This is a genomic window from Treponema sp. Marseille-Q4130 (assembly GCF_014334325.1).
Classification (GTDB): Bacteria; Spirochaetota; Spirochaetia; order Treponematales; family Treponemataceae; genus Treponema_D.
Genome location: NZ_JACSET010000005.1, coordinates 82549 through 95661, shown reverse-complemented (window position 1 = coordinate 95661; position 13113 = coordinate 82549). Strand labels below are relative to the sequence as shown.

The 13113-nt window shown below is 51.0% G+C and carries 10 protein-coding genes; 8 read left to right on the top strand and 2 right to left on the bottom strand.

The annotated features are described in order from the left end of the window. Positions 1-64: 64 nt before the first annotated feature. The 3 genes from H9I36_RS06725 (at position 65) to H9I36_RS06715 (ending at position 3653) form a co-directional block, all read left to right on the top strand. Positions 65-1492 carry a glycoside hydrolase family 3 N-terminal domain-containing protein gene (locus tag H9I36_RS06725; protein ID WP_255422690.1) on the top strand — a complete coding sequence of 476 codons (1428 nt, stop codon included), beginning with the start codon at positions 65-67 and terminating at the stop codon, positions 1490-1492. A gap of 40 nt (positions 1493-1532) precedes the next feature. After that, entirely contained in the window at positions 1533-2390 is an 858-nt protein-coding gene (locus tag H9I36_RS06720) for an RsmB/NOP family class I SAM-dependent RNA methyltransferase (protein WP_370586957.1), read from the top strand. Between the two features lie 231 nt (positions 2391-2621). Next, positions 2622-3653: a class II fructose-bisphosphate aldolase gene (locus H9I36_RS06715; RefSeq protein WP_187384605.1), complete on the top strand. Its 1032-nt coding sequence runs from the start codon at positions 2622-2624 to the stop codon at positions 3651-3653. 510 nt (positions 3654-4163) lie between these two features. Here H9I36_RS06715 and H9I36_RS06710 read toward each other — a convergent pair. After that, positions 4164-4865 (bottom strand): hypothetical protein, encoded by a 702-nt coding sequence (locus H9I36_RS06710; RefSeq protein WP_187384604.1) that lies wholly within the window; start codon positions 4863-4865, stop codon positions 4164-4166. Positions 4866-5151: 286 nt separating this feature from the next. Between H9I36_RS06710 and rho the strand changes: the two genes are divergently transcribed. Both rho and rpmE read left to right on the top strand, forming a co-directional pair. Next, positions 5152-6906 (top strand): transcription termination factor Rho, encoded by a 1755-nt coding sequence (gene rho / locus H9I36_RS06705; protein ID WP_187384603.1) that lies wholly within the window; start codon positions 5152-5154, stop codon positions 6904-6906. A 116-nt stretch (positions 6907-7022) separates the two neighbouring features. After that, positions 7023-7241 carry a 50S ribosomal protein L31 gene (gene rpmE / locus H9I36_RS06700; RefSeq protein WP_016520528.1) on the top strand — a complete coding sequence of 73 codons (219 nt, stop codon included), beginning with the start codon at positions 7023-7025 and terminating at the stop codon, positions 7239-7241. Between the two features lie 46 nt (positions 7242-7287). Here the strand turns inward: rpmE and H9I36_RS06695 are convergent, their stop codons facing one another. Then, a complete protein-coding gene (locus H9I36_RS06695) occupies positions 7288-8418 on the bottom strand; it encodes a class I SAM-dependent methyltransferase (RefSeq protein ID WP_187384602.1) in 1131 nt (376 codons plus the stop codon). Positions 8419-8448: 30 nt separating this feature from the next. On the opposite strand from H9I36_RS06695, the gene H9I36_RS06690 reads away from it, so the two are divergent. The 3 genes from H9I36_RS06690 to H9I36_RS06680 all read left to right on the top strand — a co-directional run bounded on the left by H9I36_RS06690 (position 8449) and on the right by H9I36_RS06680 (position 12908). After that, positions 8449-10146: a DEAD/DEAH box helicase gene (locus tag H9I36_RS06690; protein WP_187384601.1), complete on the top strand. Its 1698-nt coding sequence runs from the start codon at positions 8449-8451 to the stop codon at positions 10144-10146. A gap of 61 nt (positions 10147-10207) precedes the next feature. Continuing rightward, positions 10208-11851, top strand: a complete 1644-nt coding sequence (locus tag H9I36_RS06685) for an ABC-F family ATP-binding cassette domain-containing protein (RefSeq protein WP_187384600.1) — start codon at positions 10208-10210, stop codon at positions 11849-11851. 10 nt (positions 11852-11861) lie between these two features. Then, entirely contained in the window at positions 11862-12908 is a 1047-nt protein-coding gene (locus H9I36_RS06680; RefSeq protein ID WP_187384599.1) for a YncE family protein, read from the top strand. The last annotated feature ends 205 nt before the right edge of the window (positions 12909-13113 follow it).

The window sequence follows — 13113 nt, the reverse complement described above, 5'->3', positions numbered from 1 at the left end:
ATTTTTTTAGAGGAGATATGCTCGCTCTTGCAGTATCATCCCGAAAAGGCATATAATCCGTTGTATGCGGAGTGTACGGGACGGCTTCTCGCTTTTTTTGATTGCAGCTTTTGTGTTCGCTTCGTGCTCCGCTCCCGAGAGGCGAGAGATGCGGCGCGATGGGCTTATGAGGGAGCGTGCACGCATCGTACATGAAGATGCCGTCCGAACGCTTGCGGCAAAACAGGATGCTCTTTTTTCGTATGTTGCATCCCTCTCGATCGAAGAGCAGGTCGCCCAGCTTTTTATGGAAAACCTCGTCGGAGACGACGTATTCACTCCCGTCGAATGGACGGATGCTTCGCGCGGCAAAGCGCTCATGCCGGGCGGCTATATTTTCTTTTCATACAATATCGCCGACACTCCGGAAAGAATTATTAATTTTACCGATTCGATTTTTTCGTACTGCGCTGCACACGGTTGCATTCCGCCCTACCTCGCACTCGATCAGGAGGGCGGAGACGTGTGCCGGCTGAAAGGTGTTGCAGGAAAACTTCCCGCAAACGGAGTTGTCGCCGAAACGTTTTCGGTGCCGGAGGCGTATCGCTTGTATTCGCTGCAGGCGTCTCAGATGCGGCTTCTCGGCTTTACCGTCAATATCGCGCCTGTCGTCGAAGTGCGCACCGGATCGAACGAAGCCTTTATCGCTGAGCGAAGCTTCGGAGATGCGGTGAGCGTCGTCGCATACGGAACGGCATCTCTCAATGCGCTGCAAAATAACGGCGTCGCCGCGGTGATAAAGCATTTCCCGGGCAACACGAATACCGATCCGCACACGGGTTTGCCCGAAATCGATATTTCCGAAGAGGAATTTAATAAAACGGTTTGCTATCCGTTTTCCCGCCTTGTCTCTCTCGGAAGCGCAGGCGTTCTTATGTCGCATGCCCGCGTCTCGCTTGCCGATTCTCATACACCTGCGTGTCTTTCGCGCGTTTGGATAGGGGAGAAGCTGCGCGGCGAGCTCGGATTTAAAGGACTCGTATTTTCGGACGATATCTTTATGGCCGCTCTTTCGGAAAACGGCTATCCTCCGGAACGGGCGGCGCTTTCGGCGATCGAAGCGGGCGTCGATGTGATTATGATTTCCGAAAAAAAGTTTGCACGCGAACACGCGCTGCTCGTTTCCCGCGCGAAGGAAGACGAACGTTTTGCAAAGCGGATCAAAGAATCCGCACGCCGTGTTATCGATTTTAAAATCGATCGCGGTATTCTCGCGCTTGAAAAAACGGACGGTATTTGGCGCGTCGTTCCGACTTCCGCTGTGCCGTACTCAGGTTCTGCATCACAAAGTGCAGGCGCGATGGGGTACGGCGAAAAAGAGGGGCGGGTGTATCGGGGACGGGTGCGGGCTGAAGCTTTTCGAATCGCTAAAAAAGAAAACGACGAACTTGTCGCCGAAGTTTCCGCTCGAAGTTCCCGCACATCGGATGCGGGGCGGGGCGCGAATCGTTAGCGGGTAAGCGAATGGGGATCGTAAATGCCGGCGGAAAGCTGTGAATGAACGGAGCGATATGCGGAAAGATAGAAGTGCGCAAAAGCTTTCGGGAAAAGAGGGATTCGAATCGTACTATTCGGCGCTGTACGGACAGCGGTGGCCGAAAATCAAAAAAGCGCTTTCAGGCGATGTCCGCTATGCATCGTGGAACGCGGGCGGAAGGGAGCCGTATTTTCTCGATGCCGCAAGCGTTCTCGCTGCTTCTTCGCTTCCGCTTGCCGGTGCGCATACTGTTCTCGACCTTTGCGCGGCACCGGGCGGCAAAACGCTCATCCTCGCATCTCTCATGGAAGGCGATGCGTATCTTGTTGCGAACGAGCGTTCTCGGGAGCGTAGCAAAAGACTCAGGTGCGTCCTTGAAAACTGTCTTTCCGAGAGTGTTTTTGCGCGCGTAACGACGAGCGTGAGCGACGGCGCGAAAATGTGTCTCGATGAAAAAGCGAGATTCGACCGCATCCTGCTCGACGCACCGTGTTCGTCCGAACGCCACGTTTTTACCGATGCGAAATACCTTGCCGAGTGGACTCCTTCACGCATAAAAACTTCGGCGATCGCTCAGTGGGCGCTCCTGTCGTCCGCTTACCGCATGCTCAATCCCGACGGCTACATACTCTATTCGACGTGCGCTCTCGTTCCCACCGAAAACGACGGTGTCGTCGAACGGCTTTTAAAAAAATTCGATACGGTAAAAATCGTGCTCGATGTTATTCCTCACGAAAGGCAAAGGCTCAAGCTCTTTTGCGATGTACCTCTTCCCGAAGCCGAAAAAACGAAATACGGCTTTCACGTTTTACCCGACAGGCAAAACGGAGCGGGACCCATATATTTTTCTCTGATTCAAAAAACGGCGCCATAAAAATCGCATCATATAATAGAAATAGAAATCGATAGCTTGTCACCCTCTGTAAAAATGTTTACAATGACACACGGACATATAAGAGACGGTTTTAAACGGTGAGTCCGTTTTGCAAACCGGGATTTGCGTCGCAAATCCGTATATCAAAAAACCGCTTCCGCTTCGATGCGGACGGTATGAAAAAAGTTTTCCGAAAGCAACAGCTTTTCAGGGACTTTACAGGAGTTTTCTATGCACAGTTACAAAGAGATCGGACTGGTCAACACGAAAGTGCTGTTCCAGCAGGCGATGGCCGGACACTATGCGCTTCCGGCATACAACTTCAACAATATGGAACAACTGCAGGCGATTATCCAAGCTTGCGTTGAAACCCAGTCGCCGGTTATCCTGCAGGTTTCAAAAGGCGCGCGCGCGTACGCCGATAAATACATGCTTCGCCACCTTGCAGCCGGTGCGGTCGAATATGCGCATGAGCTCGGCTGCGATATTCCGATCGTGCTCCACCTCGATCACGGTCCGTCATTCGAAGTCGCAAAAGACTGTATCGAAAGCGGATTTTCATCCGTGATGATCGACGGTTCGGCTCTTCCCTACGATGAAAACGTGAAGATGACAAAACAGGTGTGCGATTTCGCGCACGCGCAAAAAGATTATGTTACCGTCGAAGGCGAGCTCGGCGTGTTGGCCGGCGTCGAAGACGAAGTGAGCGCGGCCGAAAGCCACTACACGAAGCCCGAAGAAGTACAGGATTTTGTCGGCAAAACGGGCGTCGATTCGCTTGCCATTTCCATCGGCACGAGTCACGGCAGATGTAAATTCACACCCGAACAGTGTACGCGCACTGCAGACGGTGTTTTAATTCCGCCGCCGCTCGCATTTAACGTGCTCGAAGAGATCGAAAAAAAGCTTCCGGGATTTCCGATCGTGCTTCACGGCGCGTCGTCGGTTCCGGTACAGTATGTCAAAGAGATCGAAAAATACGGCGGTAAGATCCCCGATTCCGTCGGTATTCCCGAAGATCAGCTGCGCAAAGCGGCAAAATCCGCCGTATGCAAGATCAATATCGATTCGGACGGACGCCTTGCGATGACTGCGGCAATCAGGCGCGTACTCACCGAAGACCCCACCGTGTTCGATCCTCGTCTCTATCTCGGACCGGCCCGCGACGAATTGAAAGCGATGTATGCGCACAAAAATAAAAACGTGCTCGGCAGCGCGGGGCATGCAATCGAAGCGATGAACGCGATCAAAGCTGCAAAATAAATAATTATTAATTTTGTTTTTATGAGAGGGCGCGCAAAGTTTTGTGCGCCCTTTTTGCTATATGCGATGTCTACCGAATATTGCAGATATGCCGCCGACTGGAGTTGCGACGGAGGTTAAAATTGAACGTCTGAGATGGCGCCGTTCAATTTAACTTCGAGTTTTCGAAAGAAAACTCGCGGATGTACGTGTGCGCTCTCGCGCACGAATTGTACGGCTCCTAAATCTGAAGATTTACTCGCTGTATAATTTTAAGGGAGGTTAAAATTGAACGTCTGAAATAGCGCCGTTCAATTTAACTTCGAGTTTTCATTCGAAAACTCGCGAATCAACGTGTGCGCTTGCGCGCACGAATTGTACAGCTCCTAAATCTGAAGATTTACTCGCTGTGCAATTTTAAGGGAGGTTAAAATTGAACGTCTGAAATAGCGCCGTTCAATTTAACTTCGAGTTTTCGAAAGAAAACTCGCGGATGTACGTGTGCGCTCTCGCGCACTAATTATACAGCTCCTAAATCTGAAGATTTACTCGCTGTATAATTTTAAGGAATGATTTTTTCGGCAAAAAAATCGAAATACTTTCTTCCTGAAAATCGCCGCACAAAAAGTGAGCGGCTCCGCAAGCTGAAAAAAATACGTACGCTGCAAAAAACGCGAGGGGTACAAAAAATGCAAATCCGATAAACCACGCCGCTTCGATTGCTGCAGGCACGAAGAGAGAAAGGGCAAGTGCGAGTATCCATATCGCCAAGCGCTTTCCTGCCGTTCCCGTCCGATACAGAAAAAAAACGCAGATCGCCGAAGATGCGAGCATCGCCGTATAGAGTACGGGTTTGCAAAAAAGCTCGAACGCCGAATACGCCGAGCGGCTGCCGGAAAGCACTGTGTACGGAAGATATACCGAAAAAAAAGCGCATAAAAGAGGAAAGTATGATTTTACAAGGAAGGTGTCGTCATCTTTGGAAAGCACTAAAAAAACGAGATAGACTGCGGCGACGGGAATAAGCGTGTAGGCGAGCAGAATATATACGTAGTTTACGAAAAATCCTGCGCGCGGTGTACGGTATGAAAAAGAAAAAAACGCTTTGAATGCGCAAAATACGATCGACGAAAGCGCCCCTGCGATCGCGACGGGGATAACAGCTTTATCTTTTTCACGTATAAGATACCATACGAGCGAAAGCGGCATAAAGACAATCAAAAAGAGATACATAAAAACAGCATACATCGTTTAATAAAAATGCGCAACCGTGCCGCTCGTGCTTGTTCGTGCTTGTGTAAAATCTTTGCGCTTTCGGTATGACAATCTCCGACGGAGGCGGGTCTGTCCCCGATATACCTCGACACGGGCTCGACACGGGCGCTTGACAGCCGTCCGTAAATGCGCTAATAATAAATTACTGCATAATCGTTTCGATATCCCTTTTCCTAAGGAATATTTTCATCCTAAAATTGAGTATGTCGTTTTTTATAAATCATAACGCAATGGAGAATTATTGATGGCACCAATACGAAAGCGCCGTACTGCCGGCGCATCAGGTGATGTTGAAAAGACGGAAAAAACGCAGAGCGAATCCGAAACTCAGCCCGATTCTTATGCGTCGGCCGAACCCGTTTCCGACGGCGGCGAAGAAAAGTATTCTGATGAAACGTCGGCGGACGACGATGAAAAAGCACGTCCGGTACGTACCGTAAAGACGAGACGCCGAGCTGTGATCAAAGTCGATAAGGCTGCTGCCGAAGAAGAAGCGAACGAAGCCGATACTGTTCAGGAATCGGAGACGGAAGAAGCGCACGAAGCGTTTGCGGATCGCCGTGCCCGTCCGCGCTGGAACGGAAGCGCAAATCAAACGTATCGAAAGCCTGCGCGCTACGGTGCGAATCGCACGTACTCCAGCCCCGCAGTCGACGCTGCCCTCCAAAATCAGGCATCGCTTCCTATGGAGAGCGACGGAGACGAAGAATCGAAACCGAAACTTGTCATAAACGATTTGACCGTCATGGGCATGACGCAGCTTCGAGAGCTTGCGATGAAGTACGGCTTTTCAAGCGACGATTTGGCACCGATGAAAAAGCAGGAGCTCATCTTCGTCATCTTAAAAGCGCACACCGAACACGGCGGCACGATCTTTGCGTCCGGCGCGCTCGAAATCCTGCCCGACGGCTACGGCTTTTTGCGCTCTCCGCAAAACAGCTATCTTCCCGGTCCCGACGATATCTATATTTCGCCGAGCCAAATCAGGCTTTTCAATTTAAAGACGGGCGACACCGTATACGGGCAGACGCGTTCTCCGAAAGAGGGCGAGCGTTTTTTTGCGCTGCTGCGCATAGAGTCGGTGAACTTCGACGAACCGCGTGTCGCGCAGACGAGAATTCCGTTTGAAAATCTGACGCCGCTCTATCCGAATCACAAACTGCATCTCGAAACGGTTTCGACCGAAGTTTCGACGCGCATCCTCGATCTCTTCAATCCGATCGGTAAGGGACAGCGCCTCCTGATCGTCGCTCCGCCGAAAGCCGGCAAAACGATCCTCATGCAAAAGATCGCAAATGCAATTACGAAAAATCATCCCGAAGTGTATCTCATCGTTTTGCTCATCGACGAACGCCCCGAAGAAGTGACCGAAATGGAGCGCTCGATACAAGCGGAAGTCATCTCATCGACTTTCGACGAACAGGCAACGAGGCACGTGCAGGTTGCGGAGATGGTGCTCGAAAAAGCGAAGCGACTCGTCGAACACAAACGCGACGTCGTCATCTTCCTCGATTCGATTACGCGTCTTGCGCGTGCATACAACCAAACGGTACCGACGTCGGGCAAAGTGCTTTCCGGCGGTGTCGACTCGAACGCCCTTCACAAGCCCAAGCGCTTTTTCGGCGCGGCGCGCAACGTGGAAGAGGGCGGAAGCCTTACGATCATTTCGACTGCACTCATCGAAACGGGAAGCCGCATGGATGAAGTCATCTTTGAAGAATTCAAAGGCACCGGCAACAGCGAAATCGACCTCGACAGAAAGCTTGCCGAACGTAGACTTTTCCCGGCGATCAATATTAAAAAATCGGGAACGCGCAAAGAAGATTTGCTTTTGTCCGAAAACGAACTGCAAAAGATGTGGATACTGCGCAAAGTGCTCAATCCTATGGAAGACGCGGATATCCTCGAACTTTTGCTCGACCGCATGAGAAAGACAAAGACGAACGAAGCCTTCCTCGCGTCCATGAACACCGGTACGGCAGCCGTTTTGGATAATTGACAAGCGCGTATTTTTTTACTATATTGGTAGAACATCGTCGTTTTGTGGCTGCGCTCAGCGCGTAAACCCGTGCCGTGCAGCCGGGCAAAATGAAATGCGTAATACAAGGAGCAATTATGAAAAAAGGAATTCATCCCGAATACAAATTGACAAAGATTACTTGCGCGTGCGGAAACGTCATTGAAACGCGATCGACGGCTCAAAACATCCGCGTGGAAATCTGTTCGGCGTGCCATCCGTTCTATACGGGTAAGCAAAAGCTCGTCGATACGGCAGGACGTATCGACCGCTTCAACAAGCGCTACGGCATCAAATCCGAAGACGCGGCAAACTGATCGCCGCATAAAAGAGCCGCTCCTTAGGGGGCGGTTTTTTTATGCTTCAATTCCTGCGGAGTTCCCACGCGCGGTGCGGCTTTTTTTGCAAAAAGTCTTCGGGGATCGTCGAAGCGGTGATGTCGCGCACCGTGATTGCGTTTTCATTCGCCGGCATTTCGATAAGGCTTTCGTCGAAGCGTAAGCGTTTCGCGTTCGTCGAAAAATAAAGCACGCCTCCTTTTGCAAGCAGGGCGATGCAGCCGTTTACGAAGCGCGGCCAATCTTTTACGAGATCGAGTACGGTATCCGTCATCTTCGAATTGCTGAACGTCGGAGGATCGAGAATGACGATATCGTATCGTTCGCCGGATGCTTTTTTTTGAGAGATGAATTCGGCTGCATCCGCGCGGATAAAGCGGTATTTTTTTTCGTCGGAAAAACCGTTTAAGCGCATATTTTCTTTTGCGCGCTCGAGATAGGTGTTCGACAAATCGACCGAATCGACGAGGCGCGCGTTTCCTTCGGCGGCGTAGACGGAAAAAGAGCCCGTATAGCAAAAGAGATTCAATACCGATTTTCCGCTCGCGTTTTCGCGGACTCGGGCACGGAGGGGACGGTGATCGAAAAAAAGTCCGCTGTCGATGCGGGAACTTATAGAGACGCGGAAAAGAGATGTGCGCTCCTGTATGAGCCCTTCGATGTGCTCCGCGCTTTGTATGTCGTTTACGTCTTCTGCGTATTGGCTTCCGCCCTTATCGCGTTTTCTCGTTTTGATGACGATGCGATTTTCCTCCGTACCGACGACGGCGCTTGCCGCCTGTGCGATTTTGGAAAGCCACGCCCTCTCTTCGGATTCCGCTTTTTCGTACGGGCGTTCGTACAGACAGATGACGAGGGCGCTCCTCGAAGCGATTTCCGCTTGCACTCCGGTATCGTTTTCAGAGAGGCGTGCGAATTCGTTTGCGGTAAAACGGGCGGCGCTTTTTTTGTCTCCGATTTCGTCCGGCAAAAATTCGTAGAAGTCGACCGAAACCGGGATTTCCGGTATATCGCGGTCGTACACGCGATAGCAAGTGATACCGTTTTTGCGTGCCCATTTTCGAAGGTGCTTTAAGCGCTTTGAGAGGCGGTTTGAAAACAGTTGGGCTTGATAATCGTCTTTGTATTCCGTCGGCATAAGCGCAATACTATACATAACGAAGGAAAAAGTATATAGTAAAAAGATATGGATTTTACCGAATTTAATTTGCACGAAGACCTGCTCAAAGGCATCGAAGCGGCAGGCTATGTGACGTGCACGCCGGTTCAGGAAGCGGTGCTCAAAACGGCGCTCGACGGATCCGATTTATATGTTCAGTCGCAAACGGGAACGGGAAAAACGGCGGCGTATCTCGTTTCCATTTTACAGGAACTTCTTGCCTCTCCGGACAATGCGGGCAAAAAAGTGCTCATCCTGCTTCCGACACGCGAGCTTGCGGTGCAGGTTGAAGACGAAGCGAAAAAATTGACGAGCGGAACGCAGTTGAAAGCGTTCAGTTTTTACGGCGGCGTCGGCTACGAGCGGCAGATCGCTTCCCTTAAAAAAGGCGTGGATATCATTGTCGGTACTCCCGGCCGCATGATCGATCTTCAGCAAAGCCGCCAGCTCGACTTGTCGAACGTCGGTTTTCTCGTCGTCGATGAAGCCGACCGTATGTTCGATATGGGATTTTACCCCGACTTGCGCACGCTGCTCAAAGTGCTGCCGAAAGCGGAAGACCGCCAAACGATGCTTTTTTCCGCGACGCTCAATTCATACGTAAAAAATCTCGCATGGGAATACACGCGGGATGCGAAAGAGATCACGATCGAATCGGATACTATCACCGTCGAACAAATCGATCAGGAACTGTTGCACGTTTCGAGCGACGAAAAGATGAAACTGCTCGTCGGCATCCTTTCAAAAGAAAAACCCGAAAGCGTGCTCATCTTCTGCAATACGAAGCGTTCGTGCGAAGTCGTTTCGAAGCGGCTCGTCAAAAACGGTTTTAAAAGCGAATTCATCATCGGTGATTTGCCGCAGTCGAAACGGCTGCAAGTGCTGAACCGATTTAAAGACGGAAGCGTTTCGATCCTCGTTGCAACCGACGTCGCCGCGCGCGGTATCGACGTGCACGATTTGGCGATGGTCGTCAATTACGATTTGCCGAACGAATCGGAAAACTACGTGCATCGCATCGGGCGCACCGCCCGCGCAGGCAAGACGGGCAAAGCGTACACGTTTTGCAGCGAACAGGACGTATACAATCTTCCGGCTATCGAGCGCTATATAGAAATGCAGATTCCCTCGCGTGTCGCCGACGTATCGATGCTCGGAGACGACGCAAGCGAAGGCGTGTATATCAGAACGGAAAATTGGCGCGAAGATTACGAAGGCGGCCGCTCTTCTTCGCGGAGAGGCGGAACGGGCGGCGGAAAATTTTCCGGAAGACGCGATTCGAAAAAAAGCGATGCGCGAAGCGGAGTGCGTAACAAGCGGAAAACGGGAAGCGCATCCGAGAGATCGGCGTTTCGAAAAGAGCGCTTTACCGAAGACGACACGGAAAAGCTTCAGAGTATGTCTTTCGAAGAGCGCATGAAGCTGTATAAAGAAAAATACGCAAAGTCCGCTTCGGCGCTCACGGAGGGCAAAGGAGGCTCTTCTTCCAAATCGAAGAGCGCGAAGCCGTTTTCGAAAAAAGACCGCGCAAAAACCGGCCGCAAAAACGACTCGGCGAAAGGGCAGGGCGCTTCCAGCTCTTCTTTCGAGAGGGGAAGACAAAACGTGCAAAAACCGTCGGCTGCGAAAAAGAGGAGCGGTGTGCAGCGCTACGACGAAAGCAAAAAAGGTTTGCAGTCGCAGAGCTTGTGGCATAAAATCAAATCGCTGTTCGGAAAAAAATAACGCGCGAGCTTGTGTATTATCATTTTAATAATTATTAATAAATTTACTGTGGGAGTTGTGAGTGATAACCGTATCCGATGTCAGTGTCAAATTCGGCGACAAGCCGCTGTTTAAAGACGTCAATGTGAAATTTACGCCGGGCAACTGCTACGGCATTATCGGCGCGAACGGAGCCGGAAAATCGACTTTTTTGAAAGTGCTTTCGGGAGAACTCGAACACGATACCGGCACTATAGCTATGGCGCAGGGAAAGCGCATGGCCGTTTTGCAGCAAAACCACTTTGCGTTCGACGATTATTCCGTCAAAGAAACGGTGATGATGGGCTATCCGAAACTCTACGAATGCACGAAGGCGCGGGACGAAATCTACGCGAAAGCGGATTTTTCCGAAGAAGACGGTATCAAAGCGTCGGAACTCGAAGCGGAGTTCGGCGAACTCGGCGGCTACGAAGCGGAAAATCAAATCGAACAGATGCTTTCCGGCCTCGGTCTCGAAGAAGAATATCACGACAAAGCGATGAGCGATTTGGACGAAAGCCAAAAAGTGCGCGTCCTCCTCGCGCAGGCGATTTTCGGAAATCCCGACATACTGCTGCTCGACGAGCCGACGAACGGCCTCGATATCGAATCGATTACGTGGCTCGAAAATTTTTTGCTCGATTTTGAAAACATCGTCATCGTCGTCAGCCACGACCGTCACTTTCTCAATACGGTGTGTACGGTCGTCTGCGATATCGATTACGGAAAGATCACGCAGTTTTCCGGCAATTACGATTTTTGGTATCAGATGAGCCAAATGCTGCAAAAGCAGGCGAAAGATCAAGCGAGACGGCGCGAAGACAAGATGGCCGACTTGAGAGAATTTATCCAGCGCTTTGCGTCGAACGCGGCGAAAAGCCGACAAGCGACGAGCCGCAAAAAAGTGCTCGACAAGCTTGCCCTCGAAGAGCTTCCCGTCACGAGTAGAAAATTTCCGTACATTCACTTTGCCCAAGAGCGAGCCATCGGAAACAACACGCTCGAAGTGAAAAAAATCAATTACGCTGCCGACGCTGTCGATCTTTTGAAAGATTTTTCGCTCATCGTAAACCGCACCGATAAAGTCGCTTTCGTCGGCATCGAACACAATTCCATTTCGGCGTTTTTCGACATCATCGCAGGAGAAAAGAAGGCGGATTCGGGCGAAGTGTTTTGGGGGCAGACGACGAGTTATTCGTATCTTCCGCGCGATACGAACAAGTATTTTGAAAACGATTTGACGATCACCGAATGGCTCAAACAGTATTCGAAAGAACAGGACGACGCTTACGTGCGCGGATTTTTAGGCAGGATGCTCTTCAGCGGCGACGAATCGCTGAAGCCGGTCAAAGTGCTTTCCGGCGGCGAAAAAGTGAGGTGTATGCTTTCGAAGATGATGCTGCAAAATGCGAACGTGCTCATATTCGACGATCCGACAAACCATTTGGATTTGGAAGCGATCGAAAGTCTCAACAACGCGCTTGAAGATTTTCCGGGCGTTGTGCTGTTCAACAGCCACGATCACGAATTCATTTCGTCGATCGCAAACCGTATCGTCGAAATCACACCGAACGGCGTCATCGACCGCATGATGAACTTCGACGACTATATCGCAGACGATACGGTGACGGAGCTTCGAAAAAAATATTACGAAGGCACCGGCAAAAAAATAAAATACCGCGTGTGAGCGAGGGTACATGGCGACCAAAAAAGTGCGGATGATTTTTTCGCTTTCGGTTTTATTGTGCGCCGTGTCTTTCGCTGCCGGAGAAAGTGCAAAACCGCAGGAGCCTCCGATCCTCACAAAACTGCATACCGTTTCGTGCGGAAAGCAGCCGAAGCAGGTCGTCTTTTCTCCCGACGGAAGCTGCATAGCCCTGCCGCTCCTCGACGATGCAGGCTTTCAAATTGTACAGACCGGCGATCAAAGTGTGCGTACGATTTTTCCTCCGCGTTCGGCGCAAAAAGGTTTTGCCGAAGCTCTGTTCATCGCCGAAAAAAACGCGTTTTTTATTTCGCAGATGACGACCGGTTATATCTACGAATACGCGTGGCCCGGATTTACGTATCGAAGGGAAATCAAAACGCTCGGCGTTTGGCCGAAATTCATTTCGTGGTCGAGCGAAAAAAATATGCTTGCCGTTTCGAATTGGGTGTCGAATACCGTAAGCCTCATCGACTACGAAACGGGAAGCCTCGTGCGTACGCTCAAGACGGGAAGAGAGCCTCGCGGAACGGCGTTTACTTCAGGCGGCGCCTCTCTCATCGTTTTGTGTTTCGGCGGCGGCTCCATTCAAAAATTCGATACCGAATCGGGCTCTCTCATACAAGCGATCGAAAAAGAAAAAGCTGCGATGCGCCATATCGTTATAAATGCCGACGAAACGAAAGCCTATGTGAGCGATATGTATCACTGTTCGGTATATGAAATCGATTTAATACGATTTACGATCGCGCGTTCGATACGCGTTTTTTCCAATCCGAATACGATAGCCCTTTACGGCAGCTATCTTTTCGTTTCTTCCCGCGGACCGAACGATCCCGAAGATTACACGAAACGCAGCCCTGTCAACGGCAGGCTTTCCGTTATCGATATCGACTCGTGGAAAATCGTGCAGGAGGTGGAAGGCGGCAATCAGCCGACGGGGCTCGGCATTTCAAGCGACGGCAAGTACCTGTGTTCTTCGAATTTTCAAGACGCGAATGTCGAACTCTACCGCATAACGCCGCCGTCCGAATTGTAGAAGATGTGCCCGGTTTGCGCCGCGGCGAACGACGGAGTTTCCGCCGGTGAGCGACCGTTTCGTACATGGGACTCCCGCTCATACGAATCGCGTGCTTTCGTATATGCCGCACTCGCGCGAGCGTACGCACTCTCGTCGGTTTGTGCGAGCCTACACACCGCACACCCGCCGGTTCGCTCCCGCGCATTGTACACACTGCACCGCC